We start from the raw sequence: 20,847 nt of genomic DNA on the forward strand, positions 1-20,847 counted from the left end.
GGTCCGGTCGTCCGGGCGCGTGGGCCCGCGGGGCGGGCCTCCGGGCGGCCGGACCGGCTACTGCGGGAACGTAACACCCTTGCAATGTCTTGCGTAAGGTCTTGCAGCGTGGAATCGGCGCGGATAGAACCATGACCCATGTCTTCCACCACACGCCGGTTCCCCGCCGCGCGCCGCCCCCGCCCCCGCCCCCGCGCCCGCCGGAACCTGGCCGCCGCCCTCGCCGTTGCCGTCGGCGCGGCGGCCCTGCTCGTCTCATCCCCGCCCCACCCTGCGCAGGCGGCCGGCCCGGAGCGGGCCCGGGCCCAGTGGATCGACCGGGACACCGTCGTCTGGAAGGGTGCGGAACACACCACCTCCCAGCTGGAGTTCGGGGCGCACGGCAAGCGCATCCGGCTCACGCCCGGCGCCCTCAGCCCGTCCGAACGCCTCGCCTATCCGCATCTGACGGGCTACCCGGCCTTCACGGTCGACCCCCGCGACCGCCACCTCGCCCGTACCGCCCTGCGCGGCAGGCTCCTCGCCACCCAGCGCACGGCCGACGGGGAGCGTGCCACCACCGGCGTCCAGATACCCGGCGTACTGGACGACCTCTACGGCGCCCGCGCCCGGCGCGCCGCGCTCGGCCCGGTCTTCCACCACGGCCGCCCCACCCTCGCCGTCTGGGCGCCCACCGCCCGCACCGTCGCCCTCGAACTCGACGGCCGTACCGTCCCGATGCGACGCGAGGACGCCACCGGCATCTGGCGCGCCACCGGCACCCGCGACTGGGCCGGGAAGCCGTACCGCTACCTCGTCACGGTCTGGGCGCCCACCGTCGGCGAGACCGTCACCAACAAGGTCACCGACCCCTATTCCACCGCGCTGACCGCCGACTCGGCCCGCAGCCTGGTCACCGACCTCGACGACCCACAGCTCGCCCCGCCCGGCTGGTCACGGCTGACGAAGCCCGCCGCGGTGCCGCTGCGCCGCGCCCGCATCCAGGAACTCCAGATCCGCGACTTCTCCGTCGAGGACCGTACCTCCCGCCACCCCGGCCGGTACCTCGCCTTCACCGACCGCCGCTCGGACGGCATGCGGCACCTGGCCGCCCTCGCCCGGTCCGGCACCTCCTACGTCCACCTCCTGCCGGCCTTCGACTTCGCCACCATGCCCGAGCGGCCCGCCGACCAGGCCCGTCCCGGCTGCGACCTGGCCTCGTACGCCCCCGACTCCGACCGCCAGCAGGACTGTGTCGGCAAGACGGCCGGCCGCGACACCTACAACTGGGGCTACGACCCGCTCCACTACACCGTCCCGGAAGGGTCCTACGCCTCCGACCCAAGCGGCCCGGCCCGCACCGTCGAGTTCCGCCGCATGGCCCAGGGCCTCAACGGCGCGGGGCTGCGCACCGTCATGGACGTCGTCTACAACCACACCGCCGCGAGCGGCCAGGACCCGCACTCCGTACTGGACCGCATCGTCCCCGGCTACTACCAGCGGCTCATGGACGACGGCAGCGTTGCCACCTCCACCTGCTGCTCGGGCACCGCCCCCGAACACACCATGATGGGCAAGCTCGTCGTCGACTCCGTCGTCACCTGGGCCAAGGAGTACAAGGTCGACGGCTTCCGCTTCGACCTCATGGGCCACCACCCCAAGGCCAACATCCTGGCCGTCAGGAAGGCCCTCGACGCGCTGACCCCTGACAAGGACGGCATCGACGGCAAGAAGATCGTCCTCTACGGCGAAGGCTGGAACTTCGGCGAGGCCGCGAACGACGCCCGCTTCGTCCAGGCCACCCAGCGGAACATGGCCGGGACCGGCATCGCCACCTTCAGCGACCGGGCCAGGGACGCGGTACGCGGCGGCAGCCCCTTCGACGGCGACCCCCGCATCCAGGGCTTCGCCTCAGGCCTCTACACCGACCCCAACTCCTCCAAGGAGAACGGGAGTCCGGCCGAGCAGCGCGCCCGGCTCCTCCACTACCAGGATCTCATCAAGGTCGGCCTCACCGGCAACCTCGCCGACTACACCTTCACCGACACCACCGGCCACCGCGTCAAGGGCTCACAGATCGACTACAACGGCGCTCCGGCCGGCTACGCAGCCGCCCCCGGCGACGCGCTCGCCTACGCCGACGCCCACGACAACGAAACCCTCTACGACGCCCTGGCCTACAAACTCCCGCAGCACACCGGCGCCGCCGACCGCTCCCGGATGCAGGTGCTCGCCCTCGCCACCGCCGCCCTCTCGCAGGGCCCGGCGCTCTCCCAGGCCGGCTCCGACCTCCTGCGCTCCAAGTCCCTGGACCGCAACTCCTTCGACAGCGGCGACTGGTTCAACGCCCTGCACTGGAACTGCGCCGACGGCAACGGCTTCGGCCGCGGACTGCCCCCGGCCGCCGGCAACAAGGACAAGTGGCCCTACGCCCGTCCCCTCCTGGCCGACGCCGCACTCCGCCCCGGCTGCGCCGCGATCCACCAGGCCTCCGCCGCCTACCGCGACCTGCTGCGCATCCACGCCACGGAACCGGCCTTCGGCCTGCCGACCACCTCCCGCGTCCAGTCGGCGCTGTCCTTCCCCCTTTCCGGAAAGGACGAGACCCCCGGCGTGATCACCATGCGCCTCGGCAACCTCGTCATCATCCTCAACGCCACCCCGCACCGCCAGAACCAGACCGTCCACGCCCTCGCCGGCTCGGGCTACGCCCTGCACCCCGTCCAGGCCCACGGCACGGACCGGACCACCGCCACCGCGTCGTACGCACGGTCCTCGGGCACCTTCACGGTCCCGGCCCGCACGGTCGCGGTCTTCCGCCGGTCCGCTGCGCTTGGCTGACGTCCCACGTTTTTGGCTTTCCCGCCGTGGGGGTTGCTCGTCGTGTTTCGCCCCGCTGCGCGGGTGCGCCCGCCGTTGCGCCTGCGCCTGGCGGCGGGCGTTGCCGCTGCGCTTTGCCTCGCCCCGTGTTTCGGCCGTCCCGCCGTGGGGGTTCTCGCCGTTGCTCCCCCACTGCCTGAAGGGCGTGGGAGGTACCCCCAGCGGCGGGCGGTGCCGCTGCGCGGGGCTGTCGGGGTGCGGTGACGGTCCTCCGCGGGTGGGGTGCCGGACTGCTTCGCTTTACGTCCGGCACCCCACCCGCTCCGGCCCGTCCCCTCCCGTTGAGGGGATAGGAAAAGGCCGGTGGGGGTGGACCTGAGTGGTCCGGTGCACCTGGTGATCAGACGAAAAACGGGTCACCCTGAATGACCAGTAGAGGCCGCACGGCGACAACCGTGGCCAGCCCCCACCGATCTTCACTTACTCCCCCAACGGGAGGGGACGGGCCGGAGGGGCCTGGTGTGTGGACGTAAAGCGAAGCAGTCCACACACCAGGCCCCGGAGGCCTGTCACCGCACCCACAGCCCCGCGCAGCGGACCGGCCCGCCGCAGGCGCCACGGCGGGCGCACCGCGCAGCGGGCGAAAAACGGCGAGCAACCCCCACGGCGGGACAGCCGAAAACATGGGAAGACAGCCAAGCGCAGCGTCACCGCACAGACCAAGAAGCCCGTTCGTTCAGCAAGACCGGATCAAAACCCGCCGTCCGCTTGTAAGAAGCGGCGATCTCCGCTCGTTCCGTGAGCGGGACGACCTGGTCGATGTCGTCGAAGCCGTCGGGAGCCCGTTCGTGGGCGAGCCGCATGACGACCTCGGGTCCCTGGCTCCGGTTGGCGAGCTGGAGTGCGGTGGTGGCCGGCCTGCGGATGTCCTCGTAGGCGGCTGCGGAGCCGGTCGTGGCGAGCGAGTGGGCGAGTACCCGGGCGTCGATGATCGCCTGGGACGCCCCGTTGGACCCGACGGGGTACATGGCATGTGCGGCGTCGCCCAGCAGGACGACATCGTCCCTGGTCCAGCTGGGCAGGGGGTCGCGGTCCACCATCGGGTACTCGAAGGCCGCCTCGGCTCCCGTGATGATCCCGGGTACGTCGAGCCAGTCGAACTTCCAGTCGGCGAAGTGCTCCACGATCGTGGCCGGTTCGGCGGGGCGGTTCCAGTTTCCCCGCTCGGGCGGTTCGTCGCCCAGCGGCCGTTCGGCGATCCAGTTGATCAGTCGGCCGTCCCCGATCGGGTAGGCGACGAACTTCTGCGAGCCGTCCCCGGCCATGATCATGGACCGGCCGGTCAGGAACGGCTCGGCGCGGGTCGTGCCCCGCCACAGCACGAGCCCGTTCCACGGCGGTGCCCCTTCGCCGGGGAAGAGCGCGGCCCGGACGGCCGAGTGGATCCCGTCGGCGCCGACGAGCAGATCGGCATCGTGGCGCAGGCCGGTGATCCGGCTCCCGGTCCGCACCGCGTGCGCACCGAGGCGTTCGCGGACGGCGTCCAGCAGCAGCATTTGCAGCCTGCCGCGGTGCACCGAGTACTGCGGCCATCGGTAACCGGCGCCCAGCCCGCGTGGTTCGGACCAGATCGCCTGCCCGTACCGGTTGTAGTAGGCCAACTCGGCCGTGGGGACGGCGATCGCGGCCAGCCGGTCGGCCAGACCGAGCTCGGTCAGCTCCCTCACCGCGTGCGGAAGGAGGTTGATCCCGACGCCGAGCGGACGGATCACCTGGGCCGCCTCGTGGACGACCACGTCGTCGAATCCGGCCGCATGCAGGCTGAGCGCGGTGGCGAGCCCGCCGATACCGCCTCCAGCGATGGTGATCCGCACAGCATCCTCCGGCTCGTTGGAGATTGTTACGGCCATAACAATCTCCCGTCGAGGCCGCCATGCGCAAGACTCTGTCCCGTGGAACGACCAGATCTCAGCTACGCCGCCTACGCGCGCGACCGGCTGGCGGGCATGCCGTCACCGGCCGACCCGGAAGCCTTCTCGCTCGCCTACCACCTGCTGCACCTGTCCTACCTGGTCATCGCCGACCTGGAGAGCCACATCCACCGCCCGCGTGGCTGGACGCTCCCGGGCTTCCGGCTGATGTTCAAGCTGTGGCTGCTGGGCCCCACCCAGCCCGCCAGGCTTGCCGAGCTCTCGGCGATGTCCCGCTCGTCGGTCACCAACGCCGTCAACACCCTCGAACGGGACGGCCTGGTGGAGCGCCGACGACTCCCCGACGACGGCCGCGCGATCGCCGTCGGCCTCACCGCCGCGGGCGCGGACGCCGTCCAGGAGGCGTTCGCCGAGCAGTCCCGCCGCGAGCAGCAGTGGTTCGCCCCCCTCGACGCCGAGGAGCGGGCCACCCTCACCGACCTGGTCACCCGCGTCCTCACCGCACGCCCCGAGGACGCGGCCTGAGGATGCGCTGCCCACGCCCCCGGGCAGCGGTTGGTGGGCACCTTCACCGTCCCGGCCCGCACGGTGGCGGACTTCCGGCGCGGCTGAGGTCCGGCTCAGGCCTTCAGCCGCTTTTCGAGGAGGGCGACGGCATACCGGTTGCCGCCGTTGCCCTCCTTGAAGGGCTGCTCCCCGACGACGGTGTAGCCGGCGCCCTCGTAGTAGGTGCGCAGCCGAGGGTTGGACGCGAGACAGTCCAGCCGGGCCCACGCGCGGCCCGCTCCGGCTATCCGCCGCTCGGCGTGCGCCAGCATCGCCCGCCCGGTTCCGGCCGGTGCCCGCTCGCGGTCCACCATCAGCCGGTGCACATAGCCCGCCACCGGTGGCTGCGGCCCCCACGCGGGCTCGTCACACCACCACAGTTCGAACCCGCCCACCCGCCGCCCGGCGGCCTCCGCGAGCCAGACCTCGCCCTCCTTCCGCCGCACCCGGAAGTGCTCCTCGTCCTTGCCGCCGGGCTTCCACTGGTCGATGCCGTTGGCCTGCATCCAGCGGGCCGCGGCGTCGTACAGCCCGACCAGGCCCGGCAGATCGTCGCCGTCGTCGGCGAGCCGAAAGGTGATCTCGTCCATGGGGTGATTCTGCCTTTGGCCGTCCGGCCGTGGGCTTCCCACGATTTCGGCTTTCCCGCCGTGGTTGCTTCTCGCCGTTTCTCCCCCCACTGCCTCAAGGGTGTGGGAGGTGCCCCCAGCGGCGGGCGGGGTCCGCTGCGCGGGGCTGTGGGTGCGGTGACGAGTCTTCGAATGCAGTGCCCAAGGTGCCGAAGGATCAAGGGGTAAATCGGCCATTCTCGTCTGGCGAATGCGGCCGGACATCCACACAGCTTTCGCGTAATCGACGGCTCGGGGCCACCCCTGGGGCGGCATGCTAGTGCTTGTTCGCGCACCTGCTTCGGGGGGAACGAGCGGTGAACTCAGATCCAGCAGCAGATCCAACTCCGACGTCGACAACAGCGGAACCCTCCCTGGCCGTCGTACGGGCCTCTCGCTCCTTACGGCCACGTGTCCTCCGCGCGCTGATGCCGGCCGTGGTCTTGGCCCTGACGGTGACGGGGACCGTCCAGCTGGCGAGGAGCGGGCATCTCCTGCTGCCCTTCGAACGCGTCACCACCCTCAAGGGGCGCCTGGCGTCCATCGGCGACTTCTTCGAGGACCCGCAGGTCGTCCGGATCCTGCGCAAGCACGGGTTACGGGTGGAAACCTCCAGCGCGGGCTCCCGCGCGGTGGCGACGGGCAGCCTGAAGGGTCTTGATTTCGTCTTCCCCTCCGGCAAGCCCGCCGCGGATCAGATCCACGACACACGGCAGGCAGCCGGGGAGTACAGCAAGGACTTCCAGCCCTTCGACAGCCCCCTGGTCCTGGCCAGCTTCCGCGGGTACGCGGAAACGCTGCACGACCGGCAGGTGGCCTCCCCCCAGCCCGCTCCCGGCGGGGGACAGCCGCTCTACTACACGCTCAAGATGGACAAGTTCCTGACCCTGACCAGAAAGGGTCTGAGCTGGAACGACCTCCACGTTGACCACCATGGCATCCACAATGACAATCCGGTGCTCGCCCAGACCTCCGACATCTGCCAGTCGGCCTCGGCGGACGCCTACGTGGGCCTGGTCGCTTTCACCCAGCACCACAACACCCCGCCCATCGACAACCGGCAGGCCCGGGCGCTGGCCCGCAGCATCTCGCCACTGCTGCTCAGCCAGGGCAGCCCCAGCGACAGCCTGTACACGTACTACATCGACTCCGACGGCCCCAGCCAAGACCCGATCGCCGTCCTGTACGAGCACCAATACCTCGCCTACCAGGCCACGTACCGGGCCGCTCACGGGACGGTGGACACCGAGCGGGTACTGCTCTATCCGCAGTACCCGATGCTGTCCCATCCGCATTTCATCGCTCTGGACCACGAAGCCAACCAGCTCGGCGAGCTACTGGAGAACGATCCTGAACTGCGCCGCCGTGAGACGCAGCTCGGCTACCAGCTCGTTCCCTCGGGCAGCACCGACGAGCTCGCCGAACACCTGAACGGCCAGGGCATCCCGGCTCCGCGGCCGTCCCACCGCGAGCAGACGGCGGCGAGAATGCCCGACTGGCAGGTGCTGGAGCAGATGATCGCAGTCGTCAAGAAGTGCCCGAAGCCGGTTTCAGACCCGGCCCAACAGAAAACGGGGTGAACCACGTGCCCGTGTTCAGCGACCCTCTGTGGTGGGACCTCAACTGGCGCTGGATGCTCGTGTGGTTGGCGACCGTAGCGAGCGTGGTCGTCCTGCTGGCGCTGCTGAACGGCGCCCGACGGCGACGCAGGCGACTGTCGAAGCGCCTGGTGGACGGCACGACGTGCATCTACCTCGATGACCGGAAAATCATGGACGCGTACCAGATGAACCGGTACACCACGGCACTCCGCAAGGCAGTCGAACAGCGGACCAGGACGAGCTGGACCTCCCGACTCCAGATGCTCGTGCCGTCCTTCAGCCAAGCAGGCACCAACTACGAGCGCAGCCGTGAGGTCGTCACCAATTACATCGAGGTGGCCGAAGCCATTTCCGTCATCGGCCTCATTGTCGACGGCCTGGAAGGCAGCAATGCCATTGTCCACGCCAACCTGCGGCGCGGCACCGTACGCCGCAATGCCGCATTGGCAAAGGCGCGCTCCGCGGGCCACCGGAACGAGCCGGTCCGCCTCACCGCCACCGATGGCGGGTTCGTCCTCCTGTCCGGCGACTTCGAACGGAACGAGGCCGCGTCAACCGATACCCGCACCGTCTTCACGGCCCCCTACGGTCCCACCGCAACGGCACGCATCCGTTTGTCCTGCCGTACCTCGGGCCTGCGCTCGCAGGAGGACGGGGACCCGGACCCCGGCCCCTTCTTCGCCCTCTGCCTGGGCAAGGTCCGCAGATGGAGTCCCACGGACGCAGTCCTGGAAGTCCGCCCCCTGGCGATCTTCAGCTGACCGAGAACGATCACCCGCCTGGAACAGGGCGAAGAGGAATTGTGCAGTGGCGAACCGGTCCTTCCTGGGGAATTGCGTGATCACTCACACAGCCGCCGACCTCCAAAACGGCAAGGCCGGAAATCCACACGGCGGCATAGAGCGGCTTGTCCGGCGGTGCGGCCCGTGAAATCCTCGGGAGCCATGCGTAGGTTATCGGCTGCCCTGACAATGGTTCTGACCGTCTCTCTGGTCGCGGCGTGCTCAAGCGGGGAGGACAAGACCGGCCCCGCATCAACTGCCAAGCCGGTCGTGAAACCAACCGCCGGCTCCCCGCCTTCCGGCCCGCAGATGCGGTACAAGGACTCACCGCTCACACTGGGTGGCAGGCCGCAGGCCGGCGGAATCACCTGTGAGCACTTCTGGGCCGCCCTCTACGGCGACTCTCCCCACACCGTTGAAGCATCCCCCTCGGCACTCGACGGCACGGACCTGTCGGTCTTCGCTTGCCGAAGCGGCGACGCAGAGTTGGGATTCTCCAAGCCCGACGCCCGCGCAATTTTCCAGGTCACCGGCGCGCAGGATGGGCGCAGTTGCAACGAAGCCATGAAGAGCGGTAAAGCCTCCGAGATCAAGGACGGCATTCCGCTGCTCAAGCTCAAGGTCGGCCAGCAGTTCTGCATAACTCATCCCTACAACCCGGAGAAAGGCGAACTGCTGCGCGTGCGGCAGGTTTTGCCGCCGGAAGGCAAGGTGACGCTTTCAGTGACCGCCTGGGAAGGCCGCTAGGCTCCGACGAAACGGCCCGGCGGTCGAAGGCGGGTGGCCGACCGCCGTGGCTGCCTCGCCGCGGACGGTTCGCCCGCTGAACTGCCTAGCCCACCGCCCCCATCGCCCTCCCGTTCGCCAGGCGCCCCTTCAGCTCCGCCCGGTCGCCCGACTTCGCCGGGAGGGTCAGCAGGCGGCCGGGGGACTGGCCGCGGACGTCGCCGGTGGTGGTGATCGAGGTGACCTTGCTGCTGCCCGCGGCCAGTAGCCACCACTGGCCGGTGGTGGACTTCCACAGCACTCCGGCCAGGGCGCGCGGGGCGCGGGGGCCGCAGGCCGTGCCGCCCTCGGCGCGGGCCGCCACCGTGCCGGGTGCGTAGCGGCTGCCGCCCGCTGCCGGTGTCTGGATCTGGGCCATCGTCCGGCTGCCCGGACCGCGCCAGGTCTCGGCGCGGGTGCACAGCCAGGCCGCGCTGCCCGCGCCCCCGGGCAGCGGCTGGTGGGCGAACTCCCAGGAATTCACCGCGCGGACGCCCTGGCCGCGTACCGCGGCGAGCTGACAGGCCGTGCGGGCCCAGGCCGTCCTGGCGCGCGGTGCGGTCACCTCGCCCGGCTTGCGGGGGGTGCCGTACGTCAGCCGGGCCGGGGCCAGTTCGCCGAGGTCGGTGAGCAGACGGCCGCCCATCCGCAGCGCCGGCCAGGTCGTGCACGTCGCCGCCGCGGGCCGGGGGGTGGGGACGGGATTGGTGGTGCCGTCGGGCCGGATCCGCAAGCGAGCACCCGGCGCGTCCGGCTTGACCAGGTCCACCAGCCGCGCCGACTTCACCCAGGGGGCGGTCAGATACCGGACGTTGCCCTGTGTACGGCTCACCACCAGCGCGCTCGCCGAATCCGCCGCCGCGCCGTCGGTCCGCGCGAAGTCCACCGCGGCGCCGGTGCCGTCGCTCTGCCCCTCGCCGTCCGCCGCCTCCGCGTAGCGCACCACCCGCAGTCCGTCGTGCAGGAGCACCACGACGACGTGGTCCACCACGCCCGCGAAGAGCAGTTGGGCCGGGCCCGCGGCCGGTCCGGTCGGGGTGCCGGGCGTCGCCGAGACCGGGACCCCCTCGCCGGGCCTGGCCCAGACGGCCAGCGCCCGCCGCAGCAGCGCCTTGTCGTGGATCCGGTCGCCGCGGGCGGGCCAGGCGGAGAAGTCCTGCCGGGCGGCGTTCTTCCAGGCGGTCGCGGAGGTCACCGTGAGCTTGCCGGGGTCCAGCGCCGCCTCGGACGCCGCGTTGCGCGCGTACGGCGGGGCGGCGGCGCCGTCCGGGCCCCAGCCGTCGCCGGGCATCCCCAGCAGCGCCCCGCAGACCAGCACGGCTGCACCGGCGGTCAGCACCGCCCTGCCGTGCTGCCGCCGCCGGATCAGGTCCGTCGGCCTGGCCTGCAGTGCGCAGGGGTCGAACTCCGGTGACTCCAGCAGCGACCGGTCCCGGCTGCCGGCCGGGGTCTTGGCCCGCTCCGCCTCGTCCAGCGCCGCGCGGGGGTGGTCCACCCCGGCGGCCTCCAGCACCCGGCGCGTCTCGGGGGCGCTGAGCCGTTCCAGATCGCGCAGTACGAACGCCGCCCGCCCCGGGCCGGACAGCGCCGACAGCGCCTGGTCCAGGGCGAGTTCATCGGCCCCGCCGGAGCGCGGGAACAGCCGCAGGCCCCAGACCTGGGGGAACGGGTGCGGCGGCACCGGCAGCCACCGGCGCGAGCGGCCGGCGGCCAGGGCGGCCCGCAGGACCCGCAGCCGGACGAAGGCATAGCCGGGGTCGATCGCCGCGTCCGTGCCGGCGCGCTGGGCGGGCAGTCCCAGGCCGCGGGTGGAACTGCGCTGGCGCGGCAGGGCCCGCTGCACGACGGCATGGGCGGCCAGCACCCGCCGGCCGCGGCTGGGGCCCGGCGGCAGGACGAGGTAGGCCAGCCGGACCAGCCGCGGGTAGTGCTCGACCAGCGCCGCCTCGGCCTGCTCGACGTCGATGACGTCACCGATGTCCTCAAGGCTGCCGGGGGAGGTGCGGTCCGGACGCTGGGGTGTCGCTTGCTGCTGCTTCACGTTCGGTGAAACGAGTGATTCCTGTGATGGTCACCGGCCCTCCGGGGCGCCCCGACGGGTGACGCCCGCACGGCAGCGGCCACCGCGGTGGGTGGACCGCGGTGGCCGCCGTGACTGCCGGACGGGCCGGCTTTCGCGCTGTGGGCCGGACCTCAGCGCTGCAGGCCGGACCTCAGCGCTGCAGGCCGGACGTCAGCGCTGCAGGCCGGAGCTCAGCGCTGCAGGTCGAACTCGCCGTCCCGCGCGCCGAGGACGAAGGCCCGCCACTCCGCCTCGGTGTAGCGCAGTACCACATCAGGGTCCGTGGAGTTGCGCATGGCCACCGCGCCCCGCTCCAGGAAGGCGATCTCCACGGCCTCCTCGGCGTCTCCGGGGGCGCGCTGCCAGGTGGCGTCGGAAATGTCGAGGGCGTAGAGCCACTCCTTCTCAGCTGCGGCACTCATGTGGTGATCCCCTCGCTCGTGGTGCGTTCCCGGTCAGGGTACGCGGCGGTCAGGCGAGCTTCCAGCGGCGGAATTCCGCCGTCCCGCGGTGCTCCGTCGCGGAGTTGGCGGCGCACTGGTGCAGACCGGTGTCCTGGCGGGCGGCCGCTCCGGGGACGGTGACGGTGGCGATCTCGCGCCAGGTCGCGCCGTCGTCGGTGGAGCAGGAGCCGGTGTAGGTGCCCGCGGTCCCGGCGTCCTTCCCGCGGGTGAGGCGGAGCAGGACGGGCGCGGTGAGGCCGGTGAGCCGCCGGTAGGTGTCCAGGGTCCCGTCGCCGTTCGCGTCGTAGGAGAGCACGACGCCGCTGGCGGGGGTCACGGAGAGGTTGAGGAAGCCGAGGGCGTCCGCGGCGCCTGTGGCCGAGGGGGCGCCCGGGGCGGAGGGTGAGGAGGGCACGGAGAGCGAGGAAAGCGCGGAGGGCGCGGAGGGTGCGGAGGGTGCGGCGAGGCGGTTGCGGACGACCAGGCCGGCGCGGGCCCAGGGGCCGGTCGGGTCCTGGGAGGTCACCTCGACGGTCACCGAGCCGCCCGCGGTGAGCGCGCCCGGCCGGTAGACCGCGCCGAACTCTGCGGTGGCCTTCCAGAGGTCCGCGCCCCCGCCGTTGACGGCCAGCCGCTCGCCCAACTGGCCGAAAACCGCCGCATTGGTGGTGACGGTCCGCAGCCCGTCGTCCAGCGGCCCCGCCACGTACAGGGTGCCGTGCCGCGCCGCGCGGACCCGTGGCTCGCCCTTCGGGCCGTAGTCGACGGTGAGGTCGTAGGGGAGCGGGTGCAGGGGGGTGTGCAGGGGGCCGGCGGGGGCGGTGACCTGCCAGCGGGCGTGGCCGGTGCCGCCGGGCGGGAGCGACGGCAGCGACGCCGGGCCCGACGCGGTGGCGTCGACGCCGCCCAGCGCGAAGTCCACCCGGCCGGTCGCCCGCAGCCCGTTGACGTTGCGCAGCGCCGCGGTGACGGTGGCCCGGCCGCCCGGAGGCAGCGCGGACGGGTCGGCGGTGACCGTGACGGTGCCCTGGTAGGGGGCCTTGGCAAGGGTGTCGTGGACCCGCCGCGCGGTGCGGTACGCATCGGTCGTCGGGCGCAGCGGATGGGTGGTGCGCGCGCGGGTCCAGGGCTCTTCCAGGGCGTACCAGTCGAAGGTCTTCGGGGGCCGGTCCGCGGCCAGCGCGTCCGCCAGTTCGTCCAAGTACGCCTGCCACTGCGGGAGATGGACCTCGCGGATCAGGCCGTGCCAGTCGCGGTTGGCGTAGTTGGCGAGGGAGCCGCCGTCGGCGGTGGCCCGGTCCGCCCAGGTGGTGATCAGCGCACGGGCGCTGTGTTCCAGCCGCGCCTGCTCCTCGGCCCCGGTCGCCATGGCCTTGGCCTGGGCCAGCCAGGGCCCGAGCAGGAACAGCCGGTGCGCGCCGGTGACCTCGTCGCACAGCCGCATCAGCCGCAGCCACAACTCCGACAGCGCACGGAACGTCGTACCGTCCTTGCGCCGGTAGGCCTCCTGGAGCTGGCCGATCAGCTGCCAGGACCGGTTTGCGAGGGCCTGCCGGGCGGCGTCCGTCAGATCGTGGCGGTAGGCGTCGCTGTCGCGCAGCGCGGGGCGGACCGTCAGCAGCGCGGCGAAGGCGGTGTCGAACGCCGCCGGGTCGAAGGCCGGGGTGTGGGTGGCGTAGACCGTGCCCGAGCGGGCGGCCAGCGAGGGGCGGGCGGCGAAGACCGAGTCGTGCGGCCGGCCGTCCTTGCTGGAGATCTCGTACGCGCTGGTGCGCAGCGCGGCGTAGGCGGCGCGGGCCCCGTCGTCGCGGGCGCCGTAGCGCAGGTCGGCATAGCCGTCGAACCAGGCGGCGCGGTCCACCGGGCGCTCCCGCCAGGCCAGTTCGCAAAACAGCTCGAACGCGGCCGGGTCGCGTTCGGCGGCCTCCGGCATGTACGCGGTCCCGGCGAGCCTGCTGCCCGGCTTGTCGCGCCAGGCGGTGAAGCGCTCGGCCCAGATATGGGTCTTGGCGCCGAGAGTGGTGCGGCCGCCGAAGTTGGGGATCGAGCCGAAGGCGTACGGCACCCCGCCCCAGTCCCGCTCCCGGTCGGTGACCGTGTCCAGGTCGCTGAGGCCGTCCACGATCAGCATCCGGTCGTGGTCGACGGCGTCCAGCAGATCGCGCCGGGGATTGCCCTGCCAGCCCAGGATCACCCAGGTGGCATCGGGGCGGGCGGTGCGCAGCGCCTTCTCGACGGCGCGGGCGGCGTCCGGCACGGGCACGTCGCCCGGGTCGCCGCCCTCGTGCAGCAGATCCATCTTGAAGTGGTCTGCGGGGCCGAGGAGTTGTTGCTGATGGCGGTAGAAGGAAGCGGCGGCCGCGGCGAAGGCGTCGGTGCGCGGATCGAGCCAGTCGGGGCGCTTGAGGCCGGACCAGGTGCCCTGCGGGACGGTGCGCGCGCCGGGGTTGCGGGCGGCGAAACCGTCCGGGACGGTGCCGAAGTAGCCGGGCAGGACGGGGTGCATGCCGAGCTCGCGCAGCCGGCCGGTGATCCTGCGGCCCAGCTCGGCGCGCCTGTCGATCAGCTCGCGGCTGAGCGGGCCGCCGTAGCCGCTCATGTTCTGCAGCAGCCACCACGGCTGGTGCGACGGCGCGGGGAGCCAGGCGCGGGCCTCGGCGTCGGAGTAGCCAAAGTCGGTCAGCAGCCGGTGGTAGACGGCCTCGGCGCCCGGGGTGACCAGCACCTCGTTCACCCCGTGCAGCGCCAGCACATCGATCAGCCGCTCCCAGTGCGGCCAGTCGGCGTACGGGGCGGTGTAGCCGTCGTGGGTGTCGTTGAGGGCGAAGCGGTGGCGCAGCGCGGTGGACCGGTCGACCGGCGAGGCCGGGGCGGGCAGCCGGCCGGGGAGCTCCACCTGGTCGCCGGCCCAGGACAGCTGGGCCCGGCAGGTGTACTTGAGGTACCAGTGGACGCCGGTCAGCAGGACGGCGGGGGTGGTCCCGGAGACCGTGATCCGGCCCGCCCGGCCGTCCACCCGGAAGCGGTCGGCGCCGCCGTCCGGGGCGAGCGGCACCAGCTGGAACTGGTCGGCGTGCCGGGGCAGCAGCCGGGTCAGTGCCGCCCGCGCCGGTTCCGTGTCATACGCCGCTCCGGTGCCGTGCGCCGCTGCCCGCCGCTGGTGGCGGGCGGGTCTCGTGGCGGCCGCGGCGCCCGCGGCGGGAACGGCCCCGCCGAGCGCCGCCCCGGCCCCGATCGCTCCGGCGGTTCCCAACAGTGCGCGTCGTGACGGTCGGCTCATGTGTGCTCCCACTGCTCGGTGGTAACAAACAGTCTCCGTGCGGGTGGCACGCTAACGGGCGCCCGGTCCCAGTCCAAGACGGTAGGCGACGGAGCCCGGACATACCGGCCGGGACATCGGCCCGCGGGAGCGACGCGCCCCCGGTCCCGGAGCGCGGCGACCAGTGTTCCGCAGGCCCTCACCCGTTCGCTCCCTGGGCTTCACGCGCCCGGCCGGCGGGCCAGGGAACAGTCTGCCGTGTAGAGAAGGGCCAGGTCATGGGGTTGCGCCCGCGCTCAGGGCGTACCCGGACCACCGCGGAGCGGTGCAGCGGCCGAACAGTGCACCGGCAGCTCGCTCCGTACGGTCCGCCGGCCCCGCCGACTCACCGTCCGCCGACTCGCACAGCCTCCCCACTCCCCACGGAGGGCTCTCATGAGCATGGCATCGACCGCGTCCGCTGCCGTTCGCCGCACGGCTTCCGCATCCGCTTCCGCTACCGTCCCCGCGCCCGTGGCCGCCCCCACGGTCGTTCCCGGCCCGGCACCCGCTCCCGCCCCCACGGGGGCCGCCTCCGCCGGTCCCGGCCACGCTCCCGCCGCCGTCCCCGCCGGTCCCGGGCACGCCCCCGCCGGTCCCGGTCCCGGCCACGCCGCCGACGCGGGCTACACCGCGGAGATCGCCGACACCCGCGCGCAGATCCGCGCCGCACAGCGGCTGCGCCACCAGGTCTTCGCCGGTGAGATGGGCGCGACCCTGCACTCCCCGCTGGCCGGCCACGACATCGACGCCGTCGACGACCTCGCCGACCACCTCGTCGTCACCCACACCGCCACCGGCGACGTCGTCGGCACCTACCGGCTGCTGCCGCCCGGCCGCAGCCCGCGGCTCTACTCCGACGGCGAGTTCGACCTCGGCGCGCTGGCGGAGCTGCGCCCCTCCCTCATCGAGGCCGGCCGCTCCTGTGTCCACCCCGCCCACCGCAGCGGTGCCGTCATGACCCAGATGTGGGCCGCGCTCGCCCGCTACACCCTGCTCTCCGGCCACCGCTACCTCGCCGGCTGCGCCTCCGTCCCGCTCGCCGACGGCGGCACCGCGGCCGCTCACGCCTGGGGACTGGGCCGCACCCGCTACGCCGCCCCGCACGGGCTGCAGGTCACCCCGCACCACCCCTGGCACCCCACCGTCCCGGTCCCCGCACGCCCCAGCCTGGCCCAGCTGCCGCCGCTGCTCCGCGGCTATCTGCGCATCGGCGCCTTCATCTGCGGCGCGCCCGCCCACGACCCCGAGTTCGACGTCGCCGACTTCTTCGTCGTCCTGGACATGGAACGGCTCGACGACCGCTACCGCCGCTACTTCCTGGGCGCGCGGTGAACGGCCCCTGGGACGTGTGGTCCGACTGCACCCCGGACTGCGCCGCCCACGCCCTGCCGCGCGTACCGGCGACCCGCACCGCCCGGCGCGGCGCCGCGTTCGCCCGCTGTGTACGGCGGGCGCTGACGGACGGTGAGCGGATGGCCGATCCGGTACGGCTGCGGGCCCACGCCGCTTCGCTGCTCGATGCGCTCGGTGTCCGCGTCGAGGGCGCGGCCGCGCTCACCGCGGGCGGTCGCGACGGTGACGGCACGGGTCCCGGCTCCGGCCCCGGCACCGCCAACGGCCCTGGCCTCGGCACCGGCACCGGCGTTGGCCTCGGTGCCGGCTCCGGCCCCGGCACCCTCATCGTCATCAACCACATCTCCTGGCTCGACATCCTCGCCCTGCTCGCCGTCGAACCGGTCACCCTGCTCGCCAAGCGCGAGGTCGGCACCTGGCCGGTCGTCGGCGGCCTGGCCCGCAGGGCCGGTACGCACTTCATCGACCGTACGAGCCCCCGCCGCCTGCGGCACACCGTCCGGGAGGTGTCCGAACTGCTGGGCTCCGGGCGGTCGGTGGCGGTCTTCCCGCAGGCCACCACCTGGTGCACGGCCGACCGGGGCAGCTTCCGCCGGGCCACCTTCCAGGCCGCCCTCGACGCGGGCGCGCCGGTCCGCCCGGTGACCCTCCACTACACCCAGCAGGGCCTGCCCAGCACGGTGGCCGCGTTCTGCGGCGAGGACACCTTTGCCGCCTCGCTGCGCAGGGTGCTCGGCGCCCGGGCGCTGACCGTTCGCGTCACGGCACATCCGGTGCTGAACGCGGCGGACGGCCTCTGGGACCGGCGGGAGCTGGCGGACCGGGCGGCGCGCGCGGTGCTGGGCGGCCGGCCGGAGCCGGGCGCGGTGACGGTGCCCGGACCGGGAGCGGTGGCGGTGCCGGCGTTCCCCGTACCGGCGTTCCCCGTACCGGCGTTCCCCGTACCGGAGGTGGCCCCCGTACCGGAGGTGGCCCCCGTACCGGAGTTCCCCGTGCGGGTGGTTCCGGTACCGGCGGGGCCCGCCACACCGGAGACTCCGGCCCGTGTTTGAGCAGCTGGACCAGCTCACCGAGCCCCTGCAGGGCATGCTGGGCTCGCCCTGGCTGTGGCTGGTCATCCTGTTGGTGTCCGGTCTCGACGCGCTGCTGCCGTTCATGCCGAGCGAGACCACCGTCGTCCTGGTCGCCGTGCTCATCGGCCCCGACCTGCCGCTCCTCGCCCTGCTGGCGGGCGTGGCGGCGGCCGGGGCACTGGCCGGTGACTGCCTGGGCTATGCCGTGGGACGGTACGCGGGCCCGCGCGCGGTCGCCCGGCTGCTGCGGGGAGAGCGCGGCCGGGCCCGGCACTCCAGGGCCCGGGCACGGGTCGAACGGCATGCCGCCCTGCTCATCATCGCCGGCCGCTTCCTGCCCGGCGGCCGGGTGATCGCCGCCCTGTCCACCGGGAGCGTCCGCTTCCCGCTGCGCCGTTTCGTCGCACTGGACGCGGTGGGCGCGGGCATCTGGGCGGTGGGCAGCGCGGCGCTCGGCGGTCTGGGCGGTACGGCGCTCACCGATTCCCCGGCCGAGGGGATGCTGCTGGCCTCGGGGACCGGGCTGGTGGTGGCGGGCTGTGTGGGCGCTCTGCACCGCCGGTCCGCACCACGGGACGGGGACCGGGGCACACCGAAGCGGTGCGGGCCCCGGATACGCGCGCTGTGAGGCCGGGCGGGGGAGCACTTCCCCCGCCCGGCCTCAAGGCCTGTGGATCTCAGATGCCCGGCACGTACTTGTAGCCGACCCGCCGCACCGTCACGATCGACGACCGGTGCGCGGCGCCCAACTTGCGCCGCAGCCGGGCGACATGGACGTCGACCGTACGGCCGTCGCCGACGTGCCCGTAGCCCCACACCGTGGACACCAGCTGGTCGCGGGTGTGCACCCGGTGCGGATGCGCGACGAGATGGGCCAGCAGCTCGAATTCGAGGTACGTCAGGTCCAGCGGCCGGCCCTGGACCTGTGCGGTGCGCTGTTCGGGGTCGATCCGCACGATCTCGTCGCCGGCCGGCGCACTCGCCCCGGGACCGGCGGTGGCCGGCGGCGGGGCGGTCGCGACCTGCTCGGCCGGTACGAGGACGAGATAGCCGACCATCGGCGGCCGGCCGGGAAGCGCGGGCAGAGTGTGCTGCGGGGCCGGAAGCCAGGTGGCGCCGGAGTCCAGCAGTTCGGCGACCGAGGGGACACCGAGGGGCGGGGCGCCTTCGCCCGGGGGCGTGGCGGGCGACGCGTGGGCCTCGTCCGGCGCCACGGCGCGCAGCCGGTGGCGCGGGGGATGCGGGGGATGCGGGGGATGTGCGGCGGGGTGGGCGGCGTGGGCCGGGAGGGGAGCCGTGGCGGAACCGGCGGTCAGGGTACGGAGGTTCGTCATCGGAAGTCAGCTCTTTCGCGCAGAGGGGCGTCGGGGACGTCATGCGCGCGGGCAGGGCGTAAAACGCCGGTCAACGGCGTCGACGAGGGGTGTGCGGGCCCGCGCTCAGTGCGCGCGGCAACACAGACGGTCGAATGCGTGCGCCTGCCGGGACGGCCAGAAAGGCTCGAGGTCGCTGCGACCCGTCGCGGTGTCGGTGAGGCTGGCCATGGGCCTATTGAACCAGACGGCCGGTGATCTGTCCCTCGTGCGGCGGACCCTGTGACGGGATTCGCCGCACACGAGTCGCGCGAGCCCACGCGAGCCGCGCGGGTGCCGGGAACGGCAGCCGTTCGCACCCGCTCCGCTCCGCGCCTGCGTTGGTCCACGCCCGCGTTGGTCCGCGCCCGCCTCGCTCCGCGCCCGCGCCCACCCGTCGTGGTCCGCGCACGTCCCGCCTCTCTCCACGCCCGCGTTGGTCCACGCCCGCCTCAGCCCCCTCCTGCCCGTCTCCCCTTTACGGCCCGTATCCCCGTCCCCATCGCCACCCCGAGCGCGAGCGCGGCCAGATGCCCGGCGTCGGTGAACGTCCGCCGGCGGCGCAGCACGGGCCAGGTCCCCAGTGCCAGCAGACCGGCCGTGGCCGCGGTGCGCGCGCCACGGTGCGGGACGGTGGCGGCGAGGGCGCCCACCGTGGCGTTGAAGCCGTAGCTGGCTCCGACGTCGATGGCCCGGGTGGTCGCGTCCGGCGGCGCCTCTCCCGTGGCCTCGGGGGCGGGAACGGCGCAGTCCCCGGCGCCAGTTGGGCGAGCGCAAGGGGCACCGGGAGCACCGGGAGCACCGCCCGGCGACCGGCCGCGCAAGGCCGCGTAGACCAGCAGACTGGCCCCCACATGACCGGCTGCGAACACCCCTGCCGTACGCCAGGGGCCCCAGCGGGCCTCGGCCGTGCCGAGGGCGGCGAGCAGCGCGGCGCCGTAGGCCACCGGCAGCGGCTCCTCGACGAACGCCGCGCTCGTGACCAGCGTCTGCCACTTTCCGGCCCGCAGATTGGTGACATTGGTGGAGTGCGCACGCAGCAGTTCCGTACGCCGGTGACGGGGGAGCCGTGCGGTGGCGTACGCACCGAGCTGTACGGCACCGACATAGAGCGACGCGGCCCAGGGCACGGCAAGGGGCAGACCACGGGGCGTCATCCGCGATGCGGCCGTCGGCATCTCAGGCTCCCGTTCCCGTCGTTCCCGTTCTCGGCAGCCGCTTGCGCCAGTCCAGCGGGGCGACCTCGATGACCCGGTCCGGGTCGCCGTCCCACTGGGCCGGCAGGTCCGCGCCGGTGAGCGCCGCCACCACCGTCCGCCCGACCGCGGCGCGGTCCTCCGCGGCGGCCTCGCCGTTACCGGCATCCGCATAGGCGCCGTAGCGCACGGCCAGTCCATGGCCTTCCGCTGCCGCCTCGGTGTCCTGGTAGTGGAAGAAGACGAAGCCCCGGTCCCCTTGGGCGCGTTCGTGGGCTATCTCGCCCACCGCGCAGTTGCTGCAGCAGCTGTAGTTCATCCGGGCGGTCAGCCCCTGGGCGTCCAGCGCCTCGAAGGCCCGCTCCACCCGGTCGGCGTCGGTCACCTCGGGCCATTCGGCCTGTTCGGCCAGCCGTTCTTCCCACAGGCCGCCGACGATCCGGCGTGCGTCGTCCAGCGAGACCTGGGCGTCCTCGGGGCCGAAGGCCTCGCAGACGCCCTGTGCGACCTCATGGAAGTCCCGGAAACCGCCATGGATCTGCTGACGCGCCCGCTGCTCGGCGACGCCACGGGTTTCCGGATCCAGACCGGGGGTGGAGTACAGGTCCGCCCACTGCCAGTCGAGGGCCGTACGCCAGGCCTCCCCGCCGCGCGCCCAGTCCAGGAAGACCTCCACGACCCGCTCGGCGTCCCCGCTCTCCGCGCGGAAGTGCCGCTCCGGTGCGCCGTCGCGGTACTCGACCGTGAACGGTCCGTCGTCGTCCCGCCAGGCCTGTACGAATGCCTGGGCCTCCTCGGGGAACCGCTCGACGACCACGAAATGGTCGTCGTCGGCGCCGATCCGCCTCAGCAGCCCCGTGAGTTCGGTTTCGCCAGGGCGTGATCGGTCCGGGCCGGACTCGGTCTTGACGCTGATCTCAAGCATGCCCCCAGCCTGCCAGCCGCCACTGACAACCGGCCCCCGATCCGCTCCTCGCGCGACCGTACGGCACAGGCCGAGGGGCCGGACCACACCGGACACCGTGGGTACCCCCC

Annotated in this window: 16 protein-coding genes; 8 read left to right on the forward strand and 8 right to left on the reverse strand. The window is 73.1% G+C overall.

Translation table 11 applies throughout. The features are described from left to right. The first annotated feature begins 138 nt into the window (after window positions 1-138). Window positions 139-2,820 (forward strand): pullulanase-type alpha-1,6-glucosidase, encoded by a 2,682-nt coding sequence (gene pulA / locus D9V36_RS31505; protein WP_129296754.1) that lies wholly within the window; start codon window positions 139-141, stop codon window positions 2,818-2,820. 686 nt (window positions 2,821-3,506) lie between these two features. On the opposite strand, the gene D9V36_RS31510 is transcribed toward pulA, so the two are convergent. Next, window positions 3,507-4,709: a flavin-dependent oxidoreductase gene (locus D9V36_RS31510; RefSeq protein ID WP_347239820.1), complete on the reverse strand. Its 1,203-nt coding sequence runs from the start codon at window positions 4,707-4,709 to the stop codon at window positions 3,507-3,509. 42 nt (window positions 4,710-4,751) lie between these two features. Between D9V36_RS31510 and D9V36_RS31515 the strand changes: the two genes are divergently transcribed. Next, on the forward strand, window positions 4,752-5,255 hold the full coding sequence (locus tag D9V36_RS31515) for a MarR family winged helix-turn-helix transcriptional regulator (RefSeq protein WP_241721125.1): 504 nt from the start codon (window positions 4,752-4,754) through the stop codon (window positions 5,253-5,255). A 95-nt stretch (window positions 5,256-5,350) separates the two neighbouring features. On the opposite strand, the gene D9V36_RS31520 is transcribed toward D9V36_RS31515, so the two are convergent. Beyond that, entirely contained in the window at window positions 5,351-5,866 is a 516-nt protein-coding gene (locus tag D9V36_RS31520; protein ID WP_129296755.1) for a GNAT family N-acetyltransferase, read from the reverse strand. Between the two features lie 446 nt (window positions 5,867-6,312). Between D9V36_RS31520 and D9V36_RS31525 the strand changes: the two genes are divergently transcribed. The 3 genes from D9V36_RS31525 (at window position 6,313) to D9V36_RS31535 (ending at window position 9,014) form a co-directional block, all read left to right on the forward strand. Next, window positions 6,313-7,464: a hypothetical protein gene (locus tag D9V36_RS31525; protein WP_164993072.1), complete on the forward strand. Its 1,152-nt coding sequence runs from the start codon at window positions 6,313-6,315 to the stop codon at window positions 7,462-7,464. Between the two features lie 11 nt (window positions 7,465-7,475). Next, entirely contained in the window at window positions 7,476-8,246 is a 771-nt protein-coding gene (locus D9V36_RS31530) for a hypothetical protein (protein WP_164993073.1), read from the forward strand. 210 nt (window positions 8,247-8,456) lie between these two features. Then, window positions 8,457-9,014, forward strand: coding sequence for a hypothetical protein (locus tag D9V36_RS31535; protein WP_129296758.1), 558 nt, complete (start codon window positions 8,457-8,459; stop codon window positions 9,012-9,014). Window positions 9,015-9,099: 85 nt separating this feature from the next. Here the strand turns inward: D9V36_RS31535 and D9V36_RS31540 are convergent, their stop codons facing one another. The 3 genes from D9V36_RS31540 to D9V36_RS31550 form a co-directional block, all read right to left on the reverse strand. Next, window positions 9,100-11,073 (reverse strand): hypothetical protein, encoded by a 1,974-nt coding sequence (locus D9V36_RS31540; protein WP_129296759.1) that lies wholly within the window; start codon window positions 11,071-11,073, stop codon window positions 9,100-9,102. 212 nt (window positions 11,074-11,285) lie between these two features. After that, window positions 11,286-11,516 carry a DUF397 domain-containing protein gene (locus tag D9V36_RS31545; RefSeq protein WP_030083635.1) on the reverse strand — a complete coding sequence of 77 codons (231 nt, stop codon included), beginning with the start codon at window positions 11,514-11,516 and terminating at the stop codon, window positions 11,286-11,288. A 49-nt stretch (window positions 11,517-11,565) separates the two neighbouring features. Further along, window positions 11,566-14,817 carry an alpha-N-acetylglucosaminidase gene (locus tag D9V36_RS31550; RefSeq protein ID WP_129296760.1) on the reverse strand — a complete coding sequence of 1,084 codons (3,252 nt, stop codon included), beginning with the start codon at window positions 14,815-14,817 and terminating at the stop codon, window positions 11,566-11,568. A 414-nt stretch (window positions 14,818-15,231) separates the two neighbouring features. On the opposite strand from D9V36_RS31550, the gene D9V36_RS31555 reads away from it, so the two are divergent. From D9V36_RS31555 to D9V36_RS31565, 3 genes are read left to right on the forward strand one after another with little or no spacing between them, the layout of a single operon-like run. Next, window positions 15,232-16,170: a GNAT family N-acetyltransferase gene (locus D9V36_RS31555; protein ID WP_431357712.1), complete on the forward strand. Its 939-nt coding sequence runs from the start codon at window positions 15,232-15,234 to the stop codon at window positions 16,168-16,170. Further along, complete coding sequence (locus D9V36_RS31560) at window positions 16,167-17,243, forward strand: 1-acyl-sn-glycerol-3-phosphate acyltransferase (protein WP_129296761.1); 1,077 nt, start codon at window positions 16,167-16,169, stop codon at window positions 17,241-17,243. The genes D9V36_RS31555 and D9V36_RS31560 overlap by 4 nt, the downstream gene beginning before the upstream one ends. Then, window positions 17,236-17,892 (forward strand): DedA family protein, encoded by a 657-nt coding sequence (locus D9V36_RS31565; protein ID WP_129296762.1) that lies wholly within the window; start codon window positions 17,236-17,238, stop codon window positions 17,890-17,892. Before D9V36_RS31560 ends, D9V36_RS31565 begins: the two co-directional genes overlap by 8 nt. 49 nt (window positions 17,893-17,941) lie before the next feature. On the opposite strand, the gene D9V36_RS31570 is transcribed toward D9V36_RS31565, so the two are convergent. The 3 genes from D9V36_RS31570 to D9V36_RS31580 all read right to left on the reverse strand — a co-directional run bounded on the left by D9V36_RS31570 (window position 17,942) and on the right by D9V36_RS31580 (window position 20,737). After that, complete coding sequence (locus D9V36_RS31570; RefSeq protein ID WP_129296763.1) at window positions 17,942-18,598, reverse strand: winged helix-turn-helix domain-containing protein; 657 nt, start codon at window positions 18,596-18,598, stop codon at window positions 17,942-17,944. A gap of 470 nt (window positions 18,599-19,068) precedes the next feature. After that, a complete protein-coding gene (locus D9V36_RS31575) occupies window positions 19,069-19,794 on the reverse strand; it encodes a rhomboid-like protein (protein ID WP_206739754.1) in 726 nt (241 codons plus the stop codon). A 1-nt stretch (window position 19,795) separates the two neighbouring features. Further along, entirely contained in the window at window positions 19,796-20,737 is a 942-nt protein-coding gene (locus D9V36_RS31580) for a DUF6891 domain-containing protein (protein WP_129296764.1), read from the reverse strand. Between the last annotated feature and the right edge of the window lie 110 nt (window positions 20,738-20,847).

Origin of the sequence: Streptomyces lydicus, assembly GCF_004125265.1 — a bacterium.
Classification (GTDB): Bacteria; Actinomycetota; Actinomycetes; order Streptomycetales; family Streptomycetaceae; genus Streptomyces; species Streptomyces lydicus_C.

Bases quoted from the DNA above. Each gene is read 5' to 3' on its own strand.
- pulA (WP_129296754.1), top strand. From the start codon at position 139: ATGTCTTCCACCACACGCCGGTTCCCCGCCGCGCGCCGCCCCCGCCCC.
- D9V36_RS31510 (WP_347239820.1), bottom strand. From the start codon at position 4,709: ATGGCCGTAACAATCTCCAACGAGCCGGAGGATGCTGTGCGGATCACC.
- D9V36_RS31520 (WP_129296755.1), bottom strand. From the start codon at position 5,866: ATGGACGAGATCACCTTTCGGCTCGCCGACGACGGCGACGATCTGCCG.
- D9V36_RS31525 (WP_164993072.1), top strand. From the start codon at position 6,313: ATGCCGGCCGTGGTCTTGGCCCTGACGGTGACGGGGACCGTCCAGCTG.
- D9V36_RS31535 (WP_129296758.1), top strand. From the start codon at position 8,457: ATGGTTCTGACCGTCTCTCTGGTCGCGGCGTGCTCAAGCGGGGAGGAC.
- D9V36_RS31545 (WP_030083635.1), bottom strand. From the start codon at position 11,516: ATGAGTGCCGCAGCTGAGAAGGAGTGGCTCTACGCCCTCGACATTTCC.
- D9V36_RS31550 (WP_129296760.1), bottom strand. From the start codon at position 14,817: ATGAGCCGACCGTCACGACGCGCACTGTTGGGAACCGCCGGAGCGATC.
- D9V36_RS31555 (WP_431357712.1), top strand. From the start codon at position 15,232: ATGAGCATGGCATCGACCGCGTCCGCTGCCGTTCGCCGCACGGCTTCC.
- D9V36_RS31570 (WP_129296763.1), bottom strand. From the start codon at position 18,598: ATGACGAACCTCCGTACCCTGACCGCCGGTTCCGCCACGGCTCCCCTC.
- D9V36_RS31575 (WP_206739754.1), bottom strand. From the start codon at position 19,794: ATGCCGACGGCCGCATCGCGGATGACGCCCCGTGGTCTGCCCCTTGCC.
- D9V36_RS31580 (WP_129296764.1), bottom strand. From the start codon at position 20,737: ATGCTTGAGATCAGCGTCAAGACCGAGTCCGGCCCGGACCGATCACGC.